Raw genomic sequence first — 20,731 nt, 5'->3', positions numbered from 1 at the left:
CATCAGCCCGCCTTTCGGCTTTTCGCGCTGCGCCTGCCAGTTTCAGCGGATTTGCCCCGGGAAGCGTCGAGCTTTGCGCTTTTACGAAGCGCTTCCTTGAGATCGATGACCTCTGCGGTCCTATGCGCTGCCGGTTTTTTCAGCGGCTTGCCTTCAATCTTCGCCTTGATGAGTTCGGCAAGGGCTGCATCATACCGGTCATCAAAGCCGGCCGGATCGAAAGTCCCCATCTTCGTTTCGATGATATGTCTGGCAAGTGCCAGCATTTCCTTATCGAATTGAAAAGCCGGAAGCTCGCCAAAAACCTCGGCGGCGGACCGCACTTCATAATCGAAATTGAGCGTGGTTGCGATCAGGCCACCATCATGGGCGCGGATAAGCAGTTTGCGCGCCCGTCGAAACAAAACGGCTTCGGCAATTGCCACCACCTTTTCCGCCTCCATGCCTTGCCGTAGCAGCGCGAAACTTTCCGCGTCCCCGTCTGGCGCAAGATAATAAGGCCGGTCGAAATAGACATCATCGATCTCATTGCATTTCACGAAGCGCGTCACATTCAGCGTCTTGTCATTCTCGGGTATAGCCGATGCTACTTCCTCCGGATCGAAGCTGATATAATTGCCCGAGGAAACTTCATAACCCTTCACCTGATCCTCACGTGCCACCGGCTTGCCCGTATCGCTATCGACGAATTCACGGCTCAGCCTGTTGCCGGTTTTACGATTGAGAAGATGAAAAGAAACGCGTTCCGAGGTGGACGCTGCCGTATAAAGCGCGACCGGACATAAAAGCTGGTCAACTTTCAGCTGGCCTTTCCAGTTTGCCCGCGGAGCCATCAGATGCCGTCCTCGCTCGCTGTGGTATCGCCCGTCTGCCTGAGATAACGCGGCTGAATATTTATCCAGCCTCGCGCTTCATCAGCCTTTATAATGCAGGAAAAACTTCCAAAAGCGCTGGAGGTTCCATGGGACTGGAGCAGACATTCTGGGCGGCCTGAATAAATGGGTTCAGAAAACTGGCCGCTTGAACCCCGAAAACAACTTCGAGACTGGATCAGCGATTTCGCTCATGTGCGTTAATCCCGCTCTTGTATCTGGCCTTCAGGAATATAAATCATCCGTCCGTCATCCAGTCGATAGGTTATGCCAGCCCGCACCCCTTCCCCTCGCCAATTTTGCCACTGGCTTCATAACGCTTGAGTTCCTTGCCTTCCTTCACCGTTATCTGCATGTGGGCTTCGGCAGGATTTTCGATGATGGTCAAGCGCAACGAAAACTTCCTCGCATCCATCCACCTCGCTTCAATCCGTATATGGTTCAGAACTTGAGTCCGCCACCTCGTTGAGATAATCGCATCCTGCGCTCAAAGACGACATTAAATCATGCCCATCGACATGGAGCACAATTATTCGCAAACCGCGGCACCCAAATTTGGAACATATGCTTGTGAGGGAGGTTAAGTCTTTTTAAACCAAAGGAGCCAGAACATGAAACGCATATTGCTTGCCTCTGCAGCTATCCTCCTCGTCTCAGCACCTGTCTATAGTCAGTCCACGAGTGAGAAGACAGGCATTAATTCGCTTGTCGGTTCGGCCCCCTCTACTGAGGACTTCGTGATGCTCGCTGCAAGCAGCGATATGTTCGAGATCGATTCAAGCAAACTTGCTCTTGAAAAGGCTGATCCGACAACGAAGAGCTTCGCTCAACAAATGATTACCGATCATCAGAAGACTTCCGAAGAATTGAAAAATCTGGTGACCACGAAAGCAATCGCGGTAACGATTCCGGCTGCTCTTTCGGAAGATCATCAGGAAATGCTCGATAAGCTGGAAGGTTTACAGGGAGAGGATTTCACAAAGCAGTATCGCAGTGACCAGGAAGATGTGCACGAGGATGCAGTCGACCTATTCAAACGATATGCCGAAGAAGGCGACAATGCAGATTTGAAGACCTGGGCTGCATCGACTCTTCCGAAATTGCAGCATCATCTTGAAATGGCGGAACAATTGAACGAATAAAATAGAGCCACGGCTCGCGCAATGCGGATCGCGAGCCGTACAGGCTTAGCCGATGGGGGCGTCTCTCATATAATTGAATAATACTGCACGCATATTGTATTCCGAATTGGCTTGGCGGATAGAAGTGCTGGCCTGCTGCTTTTCATATTTGAGATGCGCCAGATGAGCGGCAAACTCACTGAGCTGGTCAGAGTTTCGCAATCCGCTTTCGAAAAGCCTGATAATACACGATGCTAACTCTGCACTGGAGTATTCCAGATCAGAATATCGATTTTGCATGCGAAAAGCATTTCCGCATGAGATTCACTTCCGTTGGACGATAGATGCGGCTCGCTTCATTAAATAGCGGCATATCGACCTCCCTTCAGCTTTCGCCAGAGGTGCAAGCCCCATAGAGATGGTTAATCATGCGGGATTGGCGCGGAGGAAGCACCCGATAATCCATGTCTTTGCGGGAATAGGACGAATGATTCATAACAGCGGAGTAGCTCGGCCAGTGATTATTATATCGCCAAAAGAATTATTTCTAGAAAGGAACATTGCCGCTCGGCGACGGTTCGATCCTTGTGCAATGCAGCACGCAGGAGGAAGTAAAATGCCCGAGAACAAGCAAGGCGGCTCTGGCCAAAGAGGCGGCACACACGAACAGCATGTGAAAGCCGGCGAGCAGAGTCATAAAAATGCTGATGACAAGAAAAGCGCTGATCAACGCGGCGGTAGTCATGAGCAACATGTGAAAGCTGGTCAACAAAGCCACAAGAATAAGTAGTAAAAGCTACGATTTTTGTCATCATTATATATAAGCTATGAGCGGCCTCTGGGCCGCTTCTTTTCTTTGCACGCCAAATCGCAGGCAAGAAACCCCACACACATCAGAAAACCCTTTTGTTTCATCCCCGTTGGCCTCAAGGCAGCATCATCATCTAGGTGAGCGCTTGGGAAAGATTTTCAATTAACAAGGAACAATGATGTGGCTCGTCTTGTTGGGATGCTCGTTATTCGATTTTAACAGAGAAGTTTGCGTTATGCCGGGTCGGTAACAAAAACAAAGATCAAGACGATTATTATAACGACCCTTACCGGAATCGCGGCAATGAGCGGTGTGTAAGCAGTTACTGCGATCGGGACGAAGGATAATCAAGCGATCATCACTCCCGCGACTATCGCGTTGACGATGAACGTGCTGGACATAATCCCCCTCAACGAGAGGCCTTTTCGAGGGACAGCCGATTTGAGGTTATAGAACACATAATGGTTCCACAAAAATCACAAGCGCCACAGATATCCATCGTGGAAAGCGATCGCGGTCGCGGTGGGTGGTTCGGCGATCCGGAAGGACATTCCGAAGCCTCGCGCCGCGGCTGGGAAGAGCGCCGGGATAATGATTATGAGGATCGTCGTCGTCGCTAACAAGCGCCCGATGAATGGAGCGGCTTCTTCGAGCCGCTCCAAACCTACAGGTGAGTAGGCAATTAAGGACAAAACAAATGAGCCAGGAAAAACTTGATTTGATCGCTGAAAGAGCGCGCATACGCCATCTGAAAGCTAGAAATCTTTTGATTTTAGAGGCAGCTATTGCAGCTTTACTGGATACCGAAACTCCGCAGGAAGCGGCTACGATATTGCGAGAGCATGCGGATCTTTTGGTTCAATATTTTTAAATAATTAACACCGGCAACTGAATAAACCGAAGTGAATCCTCCCAAGACATCATATAAGAATTCCCGCTTGTAAAGCGGCTATTTGGAAGGCATGTCTCGCAACCTTTGTACTCGCGAGATCATGATTACATAAAAGGCAGGCTTTCAGGGCTCTCCCCAGACTATTGAGCTCGAATTTATTCCATTGAGACAATAAGATGTTCTCCGCGTCTGCGACTGTCTTGACTGTCCTCGTTATTCCATCGGCTATTTCGATAACGACAACCTCATCCCAATGCATCTGTTCCATGACGGCTTCCTCCTCCGCCGATGAACCGCCAGTTCTCCCAAAAGTTCCATATTTTAGAATCTCATCGCCAAGCGTCGATCAACTCTTCTGTGCGGACCAGTTCAAGCTGTTCGCTAAATCGTTCGTGGCATAGCGAAATAATTGCATCGTGCGCGTTATCGGAGACACTGCATACCGCGTCAGAAACCATAATCGTTCGATAACCACGATCCACGGCTCCGAGAAGAGTGGCGAGAACGCAAAGATCGGTTTCTGCTCCGCTTATTATTACAGTATGGATATTCCTGGTCTGCAAATGGCGCTGTAAAGCTCCCTCCGTCCAAGGCGAATAAACTCTTTTGTCCAGCAATACAGCCGGCGGTGTAAACCTTTGCAATGGATCGATGAGTTGGATAAGCGCCGGATCGATGCGATCAAGTGTTAGCATTTCCCATTTTTGGTAATAGTGCTTCCATGTCCCATAGGTGGCTTCCGCTGTTTTAGGCGGAATAAAACGAGTGAAGACCGTTTCTTCGGGATGCCGGGTGCAAATTTTCACGATACTGGGCAACACGGCTTCGGTCCACGGGACATGCCAAGGGGACGAAGGCCCGAAGAGATTCTGCATATCTATGCAAAGATGTATGCAGCCGTCTCCCAATTCACCCCGTATGAGCCCGGTTTTAAAAGGCATTTTATTCCTTTCTCCAGTCTTCCTGACCATAAGAATAGTCGAATTTAGATAAAAACCCCATCCGCCCGATGAGCAATTGCTTTAAAAGTACGGCTTTACGCTCAGAGCCAATGTAAAAAAACCGACGTCCCGTCAGCAACATATCCAGCTCTAACGCGTTAGATGCACGAAATTAAGGAATATGGCGCAAAGCCGCAGGAGGCTCTCCCATGGGGTTGGCAGACAAACTTAAACGGCTCGGGCCTGTATTGGTGACTGGGGCCGCCGATAACGATCCGAATTGCATGAAACGCTTCGTTCGGACAGGAACAATCTTCATTTCTATTTGTTAGATGACGGGGATGAAATTGTAACCATGTGTCCGATACCAGCCTTGGCCGAGCCCTCTGATTGTTTTTGCTCTGCTTTTATCGGGTACCCTTCATCACGGGAATCGGCAAGATGGGAGAACTCTTATTTTGGATTGTGATAGCTGGCTTACCGGTGTTGTTAGCATGCGGCTTTGCATATTCCCGCTATCTGAAGAAGACTGGTGACACGACCTCTGAGGAAGATGGGACCTGAAGCAAGATTTCTCTGACTACCCACTCTTTGTGGACCGTTGGTTGGATGATTGTTCTTTTTACGCACCCAGGCCGATGACCATATTGCATATTGAGTGACGCATCAGTGTCACCTCGCCCGTATTATCGAAATTTATGAGTAGATTTGGAACTTTTAAGAAGCGCGAATGTTTAGGAACATCCATTCATGAAGACATGGAGAGAACCAACATGAACTCAATAATATATCTGGTTGGCCTGGTCGTTATCGTTTTGTTCATATTATCGTTTCTGGGGTTACGCTAATGGTTGAGCAACCTGTTGTCGACGGTAATACTGATCGTAGCTATGTGGACTGGCCTGCAATTTTTGCAGGTACAGTAATAACGTCTGGTTCCATGATTATTTTGACTACGTTCGCCAGCGGATTGGGCCTCAGTTCGATTTCCCTGGATGAGGGTGGTGACATAAGCGCAATGTGGCTGGTGATCACAGCATTGTTTGCAATTATCTCGATGGTGGGATCTTACATGCTGGGCGGCTATATCGCCGGTCGCATGCGCAGGCCCGCTGGTAATTCAACTCGAGATGAATTGACGGTGCGCGACGGTTTGAATGGCTTAGCGGTTTGGGGACTGGGAACCCTGATTTCTGCACTGTTTGCTCTCTCGATTTTATCGGGCGGAGCCAAGGCAATCGGGAATGCTGCACAAACTGCCACCGAAGCTGCCGGAAGCGCTATCGGAGGGGCCGCTCAAGGCATGGGTCAATTGGCTGGAGGTATTGTATCCGGGACCGGTAGCGCTGCAGGCGGGATGCTTCAGGGAGTGGGGCAAGCTGCAGCGCCTACGATCGAACAAATGCTTCCCGAAGGATTGAAGGCTAATCCAATCGACTATTTCACAGAAACTCTCCTGCGTCATAGCGAACAAGAGACGCCCGCCCCGTATACTCAAAACGCTGTTGATTTCTCGCGGCAGATAAGTGCTGTTCTTGCCAATCTGCTCTCAAGCGGACAGATCACGGATGACGATAAAGCGTGGCTCGTGCGTCAGGTAACTGTTCAGGCTGGCGTGAGTGAGTCCGACGCCCAGAACCGCGTGAACCAGACAATCGAACGTGTACAGGCGATACGAACAGAAGCCGAGAAAAAACTCGAAGATGCACAAAAGCAGATCGCTGAAGTCAAAGAGCAGGCCAATAAGTCCCTGGAGGAAGCTAAGACACAGGCAGCGGAAATCGCCGAGAAGACGAGAGTTGCTGGAATTTTGAGCGCATTTCTTCTGGCAGCGTCTGCCTTGGTGGCTGCCGTTGCAGCCTATATTGGTGCTGTTCGAGGTGGTCGTCACCGGGACGAAGGAAGAATTTGGGGAGGACTGGCTTATCACAAGTAGCCTTCTCGGGCAGTCAGTCTGGTCAAAGAAAAGGTCCTGCATGTTATAGGAGCTTTTCTTTGATCTTGATATGAGCAGTCATTGCCAAATGGGCCCGCGATGAATTTCCGGCTTCATTTATCGCTCGAATCTCCGACCCGGCACGCTACGCTGCGGTCCCTACCGAAACCGTCTGTATTGCAAACCGGAATTGGGATCGTGTTGCGGGATTACACAATCGGAATCTGAAAAAATAATTTTTCTGGAAAAGCAGGGAAAATATCTGCATCAGCTTAGGCGGCCTGTTGCCAACGGCCGGAGCTTTATCGGTACGATGTGAGCAACCGGGCCAACGCGGTTTGCTGGCGATGGAGGAGCCAATTGGAAGATCCTGTGGTTGCTTTTGAAAGCATTCGTATGTGGATGGGCGAAGAACCTCTGTTATTCTTTGTCGAAATTATATTCCGGAGCGTTCTTTCCTATATTTATTGTTTCGCTCTCCTTCGCGTCTTAAGCGGACGAGCCGTAGCGCAGATGTCCTTGTTGGACTTTGTCCTCATTATTGCTCTGGGATCAGCGGTCGGAGATGTTGCATTTTATGCCGACGTTCCGATCCTCCACGCCCTTCTGGTGATAACGGTAATTATTACCATAACGAAATTGCTGGATCGGTGGATCCATAATTGGGCGCCTCTTAAATCGGTATTTGATAATTCCCCTACCACATTGGTGCATGAAGGAATCATCGATCAGCCCGGCAGCTCCAGACGTGATATGAATGAAATGGAAGTTATGGAGCGCCTCCGACTGCATGGAATCCGAAATCTGGGCGAGGTCGAATGGGCATTCATAGAAGCGAATGGTAATCTCAGCATATTCCGCTACCGCAGCCCCAAACCCGGCTTGACGATTGTACCTCCCCACGATCTGGTGCCTCGCGCTCCTCTCTTTCCTTCGCCCGCTGACGATGAACCGCATTGTTGTCTATGTTGTGGAATGGTTATTGCGTGTCCATCGCCTGAAACGGAGCGCTGCCCCAATTGCAACGGAGCGAAATGGACATTGCCGACCCTGTCGGACCCATCCTGACGACACGAGCGCATCGGAAAGGCCCCGGGATTTTCGTTCGGGTCCGCTTTCTTGGCTTATCTCTGCGTTTTGCAGCCAAAGCGGCACCGGTAGCCTGTTGTTGTGTTTTGGATCTTGCGGGCTTGCCCTTCTCTTTTAAATATCAGCCTGAACCGGGATAAGGGGCATTTTTCAACAATCGGGCTAGATGCGCGCAGTTAGCGGCCAGCATTTTTGTGGCGGAAGCTACGGTTTCAGGTACTTCTGCCAGATCAACGAAATTGGTGGATTGCATGGCTTCTCCGACCCAATAGGTCACGCCGTTGGCGGGAATAGTAAAGCCCACATCATTCAATGCCTGATAGAGCTGCGATGACACCAAATGCGCTCCGTCCTCATTGCCCACCACGGCTACAACAGCGATACGCCCGTAGGAAGGCATTCGATTGTGATCGTCAGTCTCGGAAAGAAAGGCATCCATACGCTCAAGCACGCGCTTGCAGATACTTGATGGCTGTCCGAGCCAGATTGGACTGCCGAAAATCAGAATATCTGCGTTAATAATTTTTTCCCTGATGCGCGGCCAATCATCCCTGTCGCTTTCAAGCGATGTAACGCCTGGTTCGATATTAAATTCACTCAGTCGTATATGTTCCGTTGTGACATCATAGGGAGCCAAATGCGTCTCGAGATAGCGCAATATCCGCTCGGTCGAGGAGGGGTGCTTATCGTCGCCTCGCTTCAAAGTAGCATTCAATGCAATGGCTGTAAGTGGGGGATTGAAGGGCTGGGTCATTGTTTACCTGCCTTGTTTCTCGCGTGCTTTGGTACGCTAAACGCATCGGACAGGTTCTTGCGGTCCGGGTCGGAAAGATTGTGGCCAGCGGCATCGCGTTTTGTCACCGGGTCGTCCTCTGCCGGTTCGTACCCACGCGGCCGGTTTTCTGGCGGACCTTCCCATTTTGGTTTCTGCTCTGTGGTTCCGGGTTTAGGGTTCTGTTTCATGGCGGCCTCCTTGGTTTGAAACTGATGAATTAACTTTTCAAAACGGAGATTGTTTCATTCAACCGGCAGATGGCGGGCCGTTGAAGGACCAAATGGCAAGCAAGCAGCGAAAAACCCGGGGAACAATTCATCTGCCTCGCTGTTAAAAGCGGGAGGATAATAGGATGAACACAGAGCTATCAGATAAATGGATCAACACCGGCGAGAATATCCCTGCCCCTTTGGCGGCTGCGCTGCCGAAATCCGGGAGGGACCAGCCTATCTTATCTGGTGGTCGGTCATTATTGCAGGGATAATCATTGGATATTTCGTGATTTCATAGGACAGGCAATGCCATCGCCAAGCAATTCCATAGACCAGAAAGGACGCTCCATTATGAATGAGAATTCAACCACTCCCCTGACTGACGACGAAGATGTTAAATTCCTGGCCGAAAACTCCGACATTTCGCCGCTTCAGGCGCGCAAGCTGATTGAAACTTTCGGGAGGAACCGGCAAAAACTGCTGGAAGAAGCAAAAAAGTTCAAAGCGGAAAGCTGAAATAACGGGAGCAGACCCGTTGGCTTCTCAGTTTTTGTTTTTCTTTGACTGAAATTGCGGCTTTATCCGTAGGAGCAGATTGTCATGGCCGATCGTGATGCAGTGACACGTAAAGACGATCTGCGCACCGGCACGCCTTTCTGGATAAACACGCCAAACTCCACAGTGAAGGCAATTAAGCATCTCCCGCGTGAGCGCTTCGATATTATTGTTATCGGAGCCGGCATCATGGGTGCCCTGATGGCAGAAGCGCTCACCCGCGCCGGGAAGAGCGTGCTGATTTTGGACCGGCGTCCACCGGTGCGCGGATCAACCTCTGCATCAACCGCAATGATCCAGCATGAAATAGATGTGCCACTGACGCGCTTACGCAAGAAAATCGGAGAGAAACGGGCCGATGCCGCGTGGCTGCGCTCGGTGCAAGCCGTGGGGGACCTGGTTAATTTGACACTCAAGCTCAATATCGAGTGTAAAATGTGTTTTAAACCTGCGCTTTATCTGGCGGGCAATGAATTGGGAGCGCGAGCGCTCGCTAAGGAAGCTACGGCGCGTAACAAAATTGGAATCAAGGCTAATTATCTCAAACGCGCTGATCTGATTGAGCGCTTCGGTTTGGACCGGACTGGCGCTATCCTGTCGGAAGAATCGGCATCTGCCAATCCGGCACAATTGGCTGCCGGTCTGTTACGCGCAGCATTGACGCGCAAGGCGCAGATCGTTTCTCCGGTCGAGATTACCGATATGGCAGAGTTGTCCTCAGGCGTCGCCCTGGCTACCCGCCAAGGCGAGGTTCTGATTGCTGATCATGCGGTATTCTGTACGGGCTATGAGTATCTGCCCCAGATGGAGACAAAATCGCACAGGATAACATCGACCTGGGCTTTGGCCTCAGAACCCATAGCCGATCTTCCCATCTGGATGGGAGAGATGCTCGTCTGGGAAGCAGCCGATCCTTATCTTTACCTGAGAACCGATGAATCCGGACGCATTATTGTCGGCGGCGAAGATGAGGAAGCGCAAGAAAGCAATGCTGATCCTGCGAAATTAGCGGATAAGGCAGCTGTCATCAAAGAAAAGCTGAGAAATCTCACAGGCATCGATATTGGCAGGCCCAAATATGTCTGGTCGTCCCCTTTCGGAGTCACAAAAGATGGACTGCCGATCATTGATCGCGTTCCGGGGTATGAGCGTATTTTTACAGCAATGGGTTTCGGGGGCAATGGAATTACATTCGCGATGATCGCCTCGCAGGCTATCGCCTCGGCAATAGCAGGCAGAACAAGCTCTGATCTGGAACTTTTTTCTTATCGTTGAGGCAAGAGACAGTGCGGACATGATCCGCGGATTCCGGTTTGGAAAGGGCGATCCTGGATATATCGTTCATGAGGCCTACCAGAAAATGAAATAGGGTGAACCCGCAATTCAGCAAGAGGATGCTCTTGTTCCCGGATATTGCCTAACAAAATGCGATTTCGACAAGCGCGGGCTAGATGAAGAGGCCGGAGCGGATCATTCTGTTTTATCGCGCCTCGAGTACCTCGCCAGTATCACGATCAATAACGACCCGCATAGGATTGTCGCCGCGATCCAGGCCCCGGACGACATATACATTCCTGCGTCGGGATATGGTTTCTATTTCGTCCATCCCCTCGCGTTGCGCGATCCGCGCGGCGCGGCGCTCGCTTATTTCATTGCGATCATCATGGCGCTCGCGCTCCATGCGACGGCTTCCATCCGGGTTTATCTGCACGCCATTCGGACCGATCTCAATGCTTTGGGCATTCGCCGGAGCGGTGGAGATAAGCGTCGACATGATCAACGCTGCAACTGTCGAAAACTTATACATGACCACTATCCACATCTGGTTTGCGCCCATCGCTCAAATGAACGAATTATATTGACGCCAGTTCCGCGAATTTTGGTCACATCTCCTGACAGGCCGAACATTTTGTGAAAGCCGCGGTCATCCGTGACCTGCTGTTTTAGAGGACCTTAAATAGGTTGGTTGAAGGTCAGGCTCGGGCATTCCATCACCGTGTCCGCTATTCTATGGCAGTATCAGCGTTGATGGTTGTCGCGGATATGGAAGTGGCTTGGGTCTTCAATAGTGTGCCTGAATGTCAGGGCCATGGCACACTGATGGCCGCCCTCTCTTACGGTCCCCTAGTTTTCCTTAATTCGCAATAAGCCTTCGGGCTTTTTGCCATTCTGATGCTTTTGCAAAGAGTTTCCACAGGAGACCGGTGCGATAGTTCTCGATCATAGCAAGGGTAGAGCCTTGATTGAGAGCAAGGCTAGTTCTGGCAACCCAGCCGGTTTCGGGCGCAAACGCGTCGACAAAACCAAAGCGCCCGAGCAGACGTCCGCTCTGATAGCTTAAAAAGAAACGCAAGGCGGTCTCGGCTTGCTCGGGCAAAAAGGGAAACGAAGACAGCGAGGCGGAGGGTGCGACAATTCCCATGTCATTGACCGGACAGCAAATAAGATAGCCATCTGGTCCGTGGCAGGCTGTTAACCCCCAGCAGTTGGGGCCATATTCGCGATAGTTGTGTGGGTTTTCCAAACAATGGCGATAATTGACCGCCGCGTGCGCACTAGCCTGCTGCCAGTAATCGGCATAGCCATCCTGCCATAACCGGGGATCAAGCACGCAGAACGGCAATTGGGACAAAAACAGCGGTCCGCCAAAGGGCTTGCCGAGAGGCAATTCCAAACCATAATATGATGCTCCGTTTCTGAAGTGACCAAAGCGTGCCCAACCCGAATGGTAGAGGTCGGCATCAATTGCATACGTCCTTGCACCCAGCGCAAGAACATAGGTCATGAGCGCTTCGTTCCATCCCGAGACGGTAAGATTCTTTCGCCAGCCATGCTTCGGGCTCCAGTGCCAGAAAAGTGTCGCCTTGCCACCCTTTGTATACCAGTCCCATTCAATCTGATCGATGATGCTGTCTATTCGTTTACGTATGATGGCCTCTACAGGATCCGCTCCGCAGAAAAACTCGCGCGCACAAATCATGCCCTGAACAAGAAGCGCCGTTTCCACGAGATCACCGCCATCATCAACGCGCGAGAAAGGAACGGTTTCGCCTGTAGCGCCATTTATGAAATGAGGAAATGCGCCATGATACCGTGTTGTTTTTTCCAGCATCGATAGCATCCTTCCAAGCCGCTCAAGGGCTTCACGGGGCGCAATCCAGCCACGATATATGCCAATGACCATGGCAATAAACGAAAAGCCTGATGCTCCAACAGCGATGAGGTCATTTTTGGGCTCGCCATAGGTCAGTCTGCGATCATAGGCCAGGCCACTGACGGGATGGGCACCCTCCCAGAAATAGGCGAATGTGCGGCGCTGAATGCTATCAAACAGCACCTGAACTCCGTCAGATGCATCCGGGCGGTAGATGTGATCCGGCGCCGGGCAAGCAGACCTTTGCAGCATCAGGCCAATCCCTTCAAAGAAATGGTCCGGGCTTTCAATCCGCTCATGAGTAATGACGCGATGGAAAACTCCCCTCGCCTCGCCTTCCGGGTCAAAGACCGCAAATAACCGCCGGGTGAACTGATGGTTGTCAGTTTCTGGAGAATCCATGCAATGGCCGTGGATGTGGCCTCTCCCCCCATAAAGGTTACAGCTTCCCGATAGGCTGATTGGCTGATGCCGAGGAAGCTGGATACGGCCTTCGAGACATCATGTAAATCACGCCATGAGCTGATCCCGCCTCTTCCATAGTCGCAGATATCCGGACATGTCCGAAGCACCTGATCGAGAGAGATGGAAGATGAATGGGCAACTGAAATTTCTTTTTCTGAATTCACAGGAACAATGGTTTCCGAAGAATGCTCTTTCAATTCAATCTTTTCATTATTTTGAGATTCAAAATGGGATTCTGTGAGGGATTCATTATGGTGCCGCTCATATTGAGCGACGCTGCCGCTCATTTCCCGAACAATCTCTATATTATTCAATGTGATAACGAGTTCAGCCCGAATGGCTTCGAGATTGGCCCTGATGGCTGTCAGCTCATTGAGGGAGGTACGGCGAGGAATGGCCTCCACGACTTTGCGGAATTGGCCAAACAGGTCCGTCAAACCTTCATCGAGGTTGCCGCAAGCATCTCTGTTATCTGAAAATGTTGCGGCGATATCACGCCGAATAACCGAGACTTCATCGCGCAGCCGTTTCAGCGCTTTCTGATCGACCAGAATTTTATCCGCAATCGTGGCGATTTCAGAAGCACGAGAAAGCAAAGGGGCAAAGGAAAAGCCGAAGGCGAGTTCAACGCCCCCGTCCCTGTCCTTATGTGCATAGCGTTTGCGGGTCGGGCTGTCCTTGCGGGCAATAATGCCCGCTTCGATCAGGGAAGCCAGATGGCGGCGCAATGTTGATTCCGGCATGCCGTGGGCGCGCAGAGAAAGCTGGCGATTGGACGGAAAAACGATGAGCCCGTTTTTCTCATGCATGTCATCTTCCGGAAGAAATGACAAAAGCGAACTGAGCACGGCAAGGCAGCGGTCATTGAGACCGAATGCTGACTTGGCCACACAGAGCTGTTTATAGAGCAGCCAGCGATTAGGTCCCCTGCCCTGCCCTGCGCCTTCTGGTTTAGCAGGAACTGGATTCCGGGCACGCATTCTTGTTCGCCCGCATATTGCGGACGCTAAAGACTGTAAATTCTGCATTTCCTCTCACCTTTCTCTAAGGCAAAAGAAATCTGTCCGCCAAAACGACGCCAATAACTCTTGACAGTGATTCATGGAAATGCGATTCTCAGACTTGCTACAGATTGAGAGAGGCTTCCACGACGGTGACGTTTGGGGGCCTTTTTCTTTTGCGATTAGTCTCCTGATTTCTCTTCTTTGGTCCGCTCGAATTCATCATAAAGAGTATCCAAGCGACTCGATAGCCAGTCGCTGAACGGCCTTGCATTTTTGTTTTTAAGCTGTATCTCGACTAATTTAGGCTTCTGATTCATTATTAGCGTTATCGAAGAATCCTTAGATTGCCAACTTTTGGCTGCTGAATAATCCATGTTGTTTGAATCAGCATCGAGGGCATCAGATTTGATTTGGCGAAGTGCTGATATGAGCCGTGTGAAACGCTGATCACTATCGAGAGATTTCATATCTGCACTATTCAAAAGGCTTTGTGCCGCCTCCAGCTTTTTTTCGTTTTCAAGGTGTTCGAGCAGCTCCATCCAGCGTTTACGGCCAGCCTTTGATGCGGAACCGATAATGCGGATGAGGCTGACAGGTGCTTTTCTGGCAATTGAAATCAGTCGACTGACATCGGACTTATCCATGTCAAGTGCCGAAATGATGACTGCTCTCTCAGTGCCTTCGTCTTCAAGATTTTTGGCAAAGAATGCTTTCTCAATAAATGAGAGATCCTGACGATCAAGGTTTTCCCTACCTTGAGCTACAATTAGTTCGTTGTCGGTGAGCTTTCTAACGATAGCTCGAACTTTTATTCCAAGAGCTTGAGCGGCTCTAAGACGACGCCGACCATACGCAATCTGGAAGCGAGATGCATTATCTGGATGCGGCCTCAATAGGATCGGCACCTGCTGACCATTCTCCCGAATGCTTTCAACCAGCCTATCGAATGCCGGGTCCACATCAATGGAAATGCGATCAGCAATTCGCGAAGGATCAATGAGCCTAGGCTCAATTTCTAAAATAGCGTCGGCTTCTTCCAATTGTTTTTGAAGGTCGTTGGCTTGCTTTGCGGACTCTGCAAGCTCCTTCAGAGATGCACCCATTGCTCCAATCGCACCGGTACGAACGCGATCTTGGTCTACGGATTTCGGAGGTGTCGGGAGTTCCCGCTTTTGCAGGAAAAGATTACTAATGGTGTCTTTTCTACTCACGGCTCCCTCCGTTATTGAATTTGTTTAAAAACTGTTGGGACGTCCCAACAGGTATACGCCGTTCAATTAAGTTGGGACGTCCCAATAGCTTCATGGTTCACGTCCCCAAGCCTGCTTAACGAGGCTTTCGATTTCACCATTTACCGCATCAAGTGCTTCCATTGCGCGATCATATGTCGAGCGTGTCAGATTCTCGCGGCCTATTTCGTACAGTGTTTGCTTTGAAAGGCCCGCATCTGATACCGCTGCAGATTTAAGCATTGGGTTTACAAGCACGCTATCGTCAAAGAGATTGCGGAGTAGGGCAGCTACTTTAGTCTGGGGTGCGTCCTGTGGCTCGTACCGGGTCAACAGATAGCGAATAAAATCGTATTGGAGGTTGCCGCCAGCTTCTTTCACGACAGACAGCAGATCGCGGGTCATAAGCAGGAACTGGGACATCGATGAGATATCCAGCATTTGCGGATGAACGGTAACAATCATTGAAGTTGCCGCACACAAACCGGACAAGGTTAGAAAGCCTAGCTGAGGGGGGCAGTCGATAACCACGATGTCGTAATCATCAGAAACCTGATCAATCGCATCCGCAATTCTCATGAAGAACAGTGGCTGGCTACGATCACCTGATGTTAGGGCCTTCGGCGTCGTATGCTCAAATTCCATCAGCTCCAGATTGCCGGGCACCAGATCGAGGCCGTCAAAATAGGTTTTGCGGATGATATCCGATAGCGGTCGTTTCTCCTCGTCATATCGGATGGCAGCATATAACGTCTGATTGGAATGGACGTCAACTTCTGGCATGACGCCTAATAGGGCAGACAGAGACGCCTGGGGGTCTAGGTCGACAGCAAGCACCCTATAGCCTTGGAGAGCTAGATATTGAGCAAGGTGAGCAGAGGTCGTGGTCTTCCCAGACCCTCCCTTGAAATTGGTGACGGCGAGAACCTGCAGGTGTTCGTGTGAACGGCGATATGGGACTAGCTCAATGGGGTCACGGCCACGAATATTATTCGCAAGAAGCCGACGAAGCGCATTGATGTCACCAAGAGTATAAAGACGACGGCCGTTGCTGGAAGTTTCAGGTTGCGGCCCGTCACCGGCAATGCTCATCTTACGAAGATGGGAATCTGAAACTCCAATAAGCTTCGCGGCCTCGGTTGATGTGAAGCGACGAAGTTCTTTGGAGGCCGTCGGCGGAAACAGAGCCTCGCTCATCGCTTGAAGGGACGAGCTTAAAATTTCAGCTTGATCGCCGATGGAATTGTACACATCCTGCCGTGCAGGCTGAATCATTGTGCTCACAGAAAAGTCTCTCATCACGCGATATTAGCAAAAACGGTTCATTTTCTGTGATGATAGCTAGAAGTGCTTTTGCTGCAAGGAATTATTCGTTAATAGAAAGTTAACAGAATACACTGATAAGCATGAATAATTAACCTTATCAGTAAGTTAATGGTCGTTATCACACCCCAGAGATAATGAAAATAAGCGTTATGTTGGACCGTTATCTTTGAAGATGACATATAAAATATGGCCATTGCCATAGAATCGAATCGGAATCTATATAAACCGGTTGGAAAATGAGCAGGACACCGCGTTGTCCCTGCCCGATCCGGAATCCTCGAGCGGAAAACAGCGCAATTCACGGCACGGCATTCTGAGATCATGAAGAATACAATTACCCTCGCTGGCGAAAATTTTTCAATCGAGCCATTTTCTTGTTTGGCAATTGACAAACTCTGATCCTGAGATAGGCAATCTTCTGATCAATTTTACAAGAAAAGGGGGGCTGGATATGTGTTCAGTAACGGTATTGCGTGCGGGAGCGGCTGTTGTAATATTTTTGCTTGGCGTCCAAGTGGCCTGTGCAGCGCCTGAAACTATTTTCATCAACGCGCGGATATTTACTGCTGATGAAACGATGCCTACAGCCCAGGCAATCGCGGTTGAAAATGGGCGCATCCTCGCGGTTGGTGAACAGAATAAAGTTTTGCAATATAAAGGGTCGCAGACACAGTTAGTGGACTTGCAGGACAGACGCGTTCTGCCTGGCCTGATTGATGCTCATACGCATGCTATAATAGGAGCTTTAGCTGAGTTGTCGCCAAATCTCGAAGATGAAGCGATGGACATTGCAGTTCTTTCTCAGAAAGTTGAGAAATGGCTGGAGGAATCAAACAAAAACGAGGAAGATCCTCTCGTCATTTTTGGCGCCAATCCGGCCACCTGGAGTGATCCGGATTCTTTACAGCAGATGTTCGATAGCAATCGTTGGCAAGAGAAGCCATTGGTGCTGATGGGCTCTGACTTACATACCGCCTGGGCCAATCGCGCCATGCTTGAGAAAAAAGCCGGAATTGATGCCGACTTCGTCAGCCGTCTTGCGCCTGAGCGCCGTCATACTATCGGGATCGGTCCCGACGACAAGCCTAACGGGGTGCTTATTGATGCAGGTGTTGATCTGGTTACCATCCATATGCCCGCACCTGATGATGACCTTCTACTCAAAGCGGGCCAATATGCAATAAACAATAATAATCGCTATGGTATTACAGCTTGGATGGACCCAGCGGCGAATGCCGGGCCGGGTGAAACGCTGTTCTCTCGAGCGCTTGCCAGCACTGGAACGGGTATATTGCCGGCCTACCGCCTTTTAAGTGAAAAAGGGCAACTGACGGCTCATGTGGCGGCCTTGTTAGTGGCGAGCCCTCAAAGTGATATAGCTGATCTTGATCAGCTTGATGTTGTTCGACAGAAATTTCAGGGCATAAAGAATTTGACAATGCCGGGTATTAAGATATTTGCGGACGGCGTATTGGAATATCCGGCACAAAGTGCCGCTATACTCGGAAATTACACGAATTCAGGCAAGCAAGGTGAAATGCTGCTGAACGCTCCGGGTTTAAATGCATTGGTCGATGCCGCTGATGAACGCGGTTGGTTGGTGCATATTCATGCCTTGGGTGACCGTGCCGTACGGGAATCTCTGGACGCTTTTGAAGCTGCGCGTAAAAAGCGTGAGAGTGGGGTCATTCATTCCATTACGCATTTGCAATTGGTAAATGAAAAAGACCATGCACGTTTTGCGCCTCTGAATGTGATTGCCGTGATGCAATTGCATTGGGCGGAAGTGGATAATTATCTGCTGGATTTGGTTAAGCCCTATATCAGCGATGCTGAATTTATGGGACAGTACCCGGCCCGTTCATTGCAAGAGCGGGGCGCGATAATTGCTGGTGCAAGTGATTGGCCGATTTCCACTGCTAATCCATGGGAGGCCATGCACCACGCCATGATCCGCGGCGGTCCGGATGGCGGTTTAAATCCGGAAGAAAGACTAGACGTAGAGACTATGTTGCTTGCTTATACCCGTCATGCTGCTCAAGCAATTGGCCTAGCGCACGAAATTGGCACGCTGACCGCCGGGAAGCAGGCGGATTTTATTGTCGTTGATCGTGATGTTCTCGAGGTTGACGTTGAATTATTGAGGCAGACAAAAGTCCTGGAAACATATTTTGCCGGGAAGAAAGTCTATGAATCAGGCTTGGCACCTGAATGACAGCAATAAAGAATATATTTAACGTTGATTTCCAGATGACTGGAACATGCTTTCACAGCTATTAGAGTGCATCCTGAAAAGTGTGAAAAGCCTACGCTGGGAAAATCAATCCACTGAGGACCGGCGCGCAGGTCGTGCACTGAGAAGGCGCGCGGATCCAACCCGATCATCCGGGCGCGCTGTTTGACGATTGCATTGATGGCACTGGGTTCAAGGGCGCGAGCGGAGAGGTTGCCCCAGCGGTCGATCTTGCGAAACACGCTGCCTTTGTCAATTTTTGAAGCTTCCAGCCAGTGCTTGAGCGCCTCGACGGGCCGTCCGGTCAGATAAACGAGGGCCTCCTGTTCGGCAGCGCTGGTCTTGGTGCGGCCAAAATGGATGCCGAGGGAGGGGAGGGGAGGGCCATCAGCCACGGCAACCGGCGGCTGCTCGAGAAGTTGCTCGACGCGCAGGCTGGCGATTTCGCTGCGCCGACGCCCGCCGGAGGCAAAGGCCACCATCAGGATGGTCCGGTCACCAATGGCCCGTAGATCGTCGCCGGTACAGGTGGCAAGCATTTTGGCCAGAATATCGGCGGTGATGGCGTTGGGGCTCTTGCGGCGGGGCATGGTGGATGGCGCGTGCGGGACTGAGAGCCGCAACCTGCTGGCGCAGCGCAGCTTCCAAATCGGCCGGCATGCCATGACCGGGATCAATGTCGCGCTGTGCTTCCCGCCACAAATGATGGGCAATGAATTTGAGCAGCAGGGCTTCGGGTGCTGGCCAGGGCAGGGGGCTTGCCGTCGCCGCCAGCGCCCAGGCTTCGAGATAGGCAAGATCGGAGGCCAGCGCGCGTAAAGTATTCTCGCTCATGCCTGCATTGACCAAATGGCGCAGGGTTTCAACATCCTCATCGCTGGGCAGCGCGGCGAGCAGATCGCGCCGGTTCCTCGGCAGAATGGCGGTGAGGGTGTCGGGCGCTTCGGCACGCCGTTAGGTAGCACCCTGTCTGTTCTCTAGAATCGATTCAGTTTTCGATCTATCCATACCGGCTTTGGCCTTGCCTTTCAGCGTTTGCGGCTTCAAACCCCATCACCACCGATAACGCTACTCTCTTTAGCTCAGAATTTGCAATGTTGTTTCAGGAAGCTTACGAAACAATGTGATAATGATGTCAGACTTTCAGTTTCAGCGGGATTGTGGATGAGTTTTCGGCTCGCAGCCTATGCGGTTTGTATTGAGCAGCAGAGCGTATTGCTGGTCCGTCAGGCATCCGGCATCTGGTCACTCCCGGGAGGGAAGGTAGAACATGGGGAAGACCCCATTGATGCCGTAATCCGGGAAGTTGCCGAGGAAACCGGATGTTGCGCAGTGGTTGAACGCTTGCTGGGCGTCGATTCGAGGGTCATTCCGGCAGCCGAGCGTATCGTTCCCGGCGATTCCGAGCATCACAATATCGGTATATATTACAGCGTTCGCCTGGCTGGCGGACAGCTGAGGCCCGAGGCCAATGGAGAGACCATAGAATTGTCATGGACTGCGCTGTCCCGTGTCAACCGGCTCACTCGCTCGTCATTGGTCGACGTCGGCCTGTCGTTGAAAGAGATCCTTCCAGCGGACGGACATGTTCCGTCGATCCCGGTCATCGGCCTGGTTCAGCACTAATCCGAGGACATCCGCGCGGCAAATTGTGCAGGCGGCGATCAGGAAATTGTTCTGGCTTAGGGGAGGGGCCTTCCGGTTGCAGCACGCCTCCAGGTAAGCCAGACCGGCGAGCAGATCGCGCCGGTGCAGCGGCAGAATGGCGGCAATCGCGTCCAGTTGTTCTGCTCGATGATGGTTATCGGAAGATATGGGTTTTGGTTTCGCCATCAAAAGCTCGCGTCCAGTGCCATGAGAGTTGCAGAAAGACCGTAAATTACGTATATTACGGAAAACGGAGGTTGACCATGACATCCACAGTAACAGCCGCAGTCATTTCGAAGAATTTTGGCGCGTATCAGGGCGTCGCCGTGCGCGATCCGGTCATTATAACCAAAAACGGCCGTCCACGCACCGTTTTGCTCGCTTATGAGGATTATCTGCGCCTGATGCGGCGCGAGCGTCGCGTCGAATTGACCAGTACGCTGACCGAAGAGGATCTCGTGGCTGTTGA

General features: G+C 51.0%; 22 protein-coding genes and 3 pseudogenes. 11 read left to right on the top strand and 14 right to left on the bottom strand.

Annotation, left to right across the window (positions count from 1 at the left end; all coding sequences use genetic code 11):
- Positions 1-2: 2 nt before the first annotated feature.
- On the bottom strand, positions 3-833 hold the full coding sequence (gene ku, locus DKP76_RS16390) for a non-homologous end joining protein Ku (RefSeq protein ID WP_109707772.1): 831 nt from the start codon (positions 831-833) through the stop codon (positions 3-5).
- A gap of 239 nt (positions 834-1,072) precedes the next feature.
- A pseudogene (locus DKP76_RS19865) lies at positions 1,073-1,227 on the bottom strand (DUF2149 domain-containing protein).
- A gap of 256 nt (positions 1,228-1,483) precedes the next feature.
- On the opposite strand from DKP76_RS19865, the gene DKP76_RS16380 reads away from it, so the two are divergent.
- Positions 1,484-2,014, top strand: coding sequence for a DUF4142 domain-containing protein (locus DKP76_RS16380; protein ID WP_109707771.1), 531 nt, complete (start codon positions 1,484-1,486; stop codon positions 2,012-2,014).
- Between the two features lie 45 nt (positions 2,015-2,059).
- Here DKP76_RS16380 and DKP76_RS16375 read toward each other — a convergent pair whose 3' ends face one another.
- Positions 2,060-2,293: a hypothetical protein gene (locus DKP76_RS16375; protein ID WP_199224831.1), complete on the bottom strand. Its 234-nt coding sequence runs from the start codon at positions 2,291-2,293 to the stop codon at positions 2,060-2,062.
- Positions 2,294-2,609: 316 nt separating this feature from the next.
- On the opposite strand from DKP76_RS16375, the gene DKP76_RS19460 reads away from it, so the two are divergent.
- The 3 genes from DKP76_RS19460 to DKP76_RS19255 all read left to right on the top strand — a co-directional run bounded on the left by DKP76_RS19460 (position 2,610) and on the right by DKP76_RS19255 (position 3,675).
- Positions 2,610-2,783: a hypothetical protein gene (locus DKP76_RS19460; RefSeq protein WP_199224830.1), complete on the top strand. Its 174-nt coding sequence runs from the start codon at positions 2,610-2,612 to the stop codon at positions 2,781-2,783.
- A gap of 482 nt (positions 2,784-3,265) precedes the next feature.
- Positions 3,266-3,424 carry a hypothetical protein gene (locus DKP76_RS19260; RefSeq protein ID WP_158279452.1) on the top strand — a complete coding sequence of 53 codons (159 nt, stop codon included), beginning with the start codon at positions 3,266-3,268 and terminating at the stop codon, positions 3,422-3,424.
- A 77-nt stretch (positions 3,425-3,501) separates the two neighbouring features.
- Entirely contained in the window at positions 3,502-3,675 is a 174-nt protein-coding gene (locus tag DKP76_RS19255; protein ID WP_158279451.1) for a hypothetical protein, read from the top strand.
- A 49-nt stretch (positions 3,676-3,724) separates the two neighbouring features.
- Here DKP76_RS19255 and DKP76_RS16365 read toward each other — a convergent pair whose 3' ends face one another.
- Together DKP76_RS16365 and DKP76_RS16360 are read right to left on the bottom strand one after the other, a co-directional pair.
- Positions 3,725-3,955 carry a DUF982 domain-containing protein gene (locus DKP76_RS16365; protein WP_245410261.1) on the bottom strand — a complete coding sequence of 77 codons (231 nt, stop codon included), beginning with the start codon at positions 3,953-3,955 and terminating at the stop codon, positions 3,725-3,727.
- Positions 3,956-4,025: 70 nt separating this feature from the next.
- Positions 4,026-4,637, bottom strand: a complete 612-nt coding sequence (locus DKP76_RS16360) for a cysteine hydrolase family protein (RefSeq protein WP_109707768.1) — start codon at positions 4,635-4,637, stop codon at positions 4,026-4,028.
- Positions 4,638-5,484: 847 nt separating this feature from the next.
- Between DKP76_RS16360 and DKP76_RS16355 the strand changes: the two genes are divergently transcribed.
- Entirely contained in the window at positions 5,485-6,573 is a 1,089-nt protein-coding gene (locus DKP76_RS16355; RefSeq protein ID WP_109707767.1) for a hypothetical protein, read from the top strand.
- A gap of 360 nt (positions 6,574-6,933) precedes the next feature.
- On the top strand, positions 6,934-7,641 hold the full coding sequence (locus tag DKP76_RS16350; protein WP_146198938.1) for a DUF421 domain-containing protein: 708 nt from the start codon (positions 6,934-6,936) through the stop codon (positions 7,639-7,641).
- On the opposite strand, the pseudogene DKP76_RS19860 reads toward DKP76_RS16350, so the two are convergent.
- The 3 genes and pseudogenes from DKP76_RS19860 to DKP76_RS16335 all read right to left on the bottom strand — a co-directional run.
- Positions 7,553-7,753: pseudogene (locus tag DKP76_RS19860) on the bottom strand (DUF3008 family protein); the annotation flags it as partial. The gene DKP76_RS16350 and the pseudogene DKP76_RS19860 overlap by 89 nt on opposite strands.
- Positions 7,754-7,783: 30 nt before the next feature.
- On the bottom strand, positions 7,784-8,416 hold the full coding sequence (locus tag DKP76_RS16340; RefSeq protein ID WP_109707765.1) for a flavodoxin family protein: 633 nt from the start codon (positions 8,414-8,416) through the stop codon (positions 7,784-7,786).
- Complete coding sequence (locus tag DKP76_RS16335) at positions 8,413-8,625, bottom strand: hypothetical protein (RefSeq protein WP_109707764.1); 213 nt, start codon at positions 8,623-8,625, stop codon at positions 8,413-8,415. The genes DKP76_RS16340 and DKP76_RS16335 overlap by 4 nt, the downstream gene beginning before the upstream one ends.
- A gap of 375 nt (positions 8,626-9,000) precedes the next feature.
- Here DKP76_RS16335 and DKP76_RS19455 point away from each other — a divergent pair, with 375 nt between their 5' ends.
- Complete coding sequence (locus tag DKP76_RS19455; RefSeq protein ID WP_199224829.1) at positions 9,001-9,165, top strand: hypothetical protein; 165 nt, start codon at positions 9,001-9,003, stop codon at positions 9,163-9,165.
- A gap of 84 nt (positions 9,166-9,249) precedes the next feature.
- On the top strand, positions 9,250-10,479 hold the full coding sequence (locus DKP76_RS16325; RefSeq protein WP_109707762.1) for an NAD(P)/FAD-dependent oxidoreductase: 1,230 nt from the start codon (positions 9,250-9,252) through the stop codon (positions 10,477-10,479).
- 205 nt (positions 10,480-10,684) lie between these two features.
- On the opposite strand, the gene DKP76_RS16320 is transcribed toward DKP76_RS16325, so the two are convergent.
- The 5 genes from DKP76_RS16320 to repA all read right to left on the bottom strand — a co-directional run bounded on the left by DKP76_RS16320 (position 10,685) and on the right by repA (position 16,331).
- Positions 10,685-11,011, bottom strand: a complete 327-nt coding sequence (locus DKP76_RS16320) for a hypothetical protein (protein WP_109707761.1) — start codon at positions 11,009-11,011, stop codon at positions 10,685-10,687.
- Between the two features lie 327 nt (positions 11,012-11,338).
- Entirely contained in the window at positions 11,339-12,610 is a 1,272-nt protein-coding gene (locus DKP76_RS19660; protein ID WP_109707760.1) for a glucoamylase family protein, read from the bottom strand.
- A complete protein-coding gene (gene repC / locus DKP76_RS16310) occupies positions 12,610-13,803 on the bottom strand; it encodes a plasmid replication protein RepC (protein ID WP_245410255.1) in 1,194 nt (397 codons plus the stop codon). Before repC ends, DKP76_RS19660 begins: the two co-directional genes overlap by 1 nt.
- Positions 13,804-14,006: 203 nt before the next feature.
- Positions 14,007-15,038: a plasmid partitioning protein RepB gene (gene repB, locus DKP76_RS16305; RefSeq protein ID WP_109707758.1), complete on the bottom strand. Its 1,032-nt coding sequence runs from the start codon at positions 15,036-15,038 to the stop codon at positions 14,007-14,009.
- 90 nt (positions 15,039-15,128) lie between these two features.
- The gene (gene repA, locus DKP76_RS16300) at positions 15,129-16,331 is read right to left on the bottom strand and encodes a plasmid partitioning protein RepA (RefSeq protein WP_109707757.1); all 1,203 of its coding nucleotides are present in this window, start codon (positions 16,329-16,331) and stop codon (positions 15,129-15,131) included.
- A gap of 436 nt (positions 16,332-16,767) precedes the next feature.
- Here repA and DKP76_RS16295 point away from each other — a divergent pair, with 436 nt between their 5' ends.
- Complete coding sequence (locus tag DKP76_RS16295; RefSeq protein ID WP_342587843.1) at positions 16,768-18,597, top strand: amidohydrolase; 1,830 nt, start codon at positions 16,768-16,770, stop codon at positions 18,595-18,597.
- 119 nt (positions 18,598-18,716) lie between these two features.
- On the opposite strand, the pseudogene DKP76_RS16290 reads toward DKP76_RS16295, so the two are convergent.
- Positions 18,717-19,536 (bottom strand): annotated as a pseudogene (locus DKP76_RS16290) (site-specific integrase); the annotation flags it as partial.
- 243 nt (positions 19,537-19,779) lie between these two features.
- Here DKP76_RS16290 and DKP76_RS16285 point away from each other — a divergent pair.
- Both DKP76_RS16285 and DKP76_RS16280 read left to right on the top strand, forming a co-directional pair.
- Entirely contained in the window at positions 19,780-20,241 is a 462-nt protein-coding gene (locus DKP76_RS16285) for an NUDIX hydrolase (RefSeq protein WP_109707756.1), read from the top strand.
- Between the two features lie 284 nt (positions 20,242-20,525).
- Positions 20,526-20,731, top strand: a 206-nt coding sequence (locus DKP76_RS16280; RefSeq protein ID WP_109707755.1) for a type II toxin-antitoxin system prevent-host-death family antitoxin, incomplete at its 3' end; no start/stop codon positions are given.

It is taken from the genome of Falsochrobactrum shanghaiense (assembly GCF_003149535.1).
GTDB lineage: Bacteria > Pseudomonadota > Alphaproteobacteria > Rhizobiales > Rhizobiaceae > Brucella > Brucella shanghaiense.
This window is presented reverse-complemented; position numbering and strand designations above follow the sequence as displayed.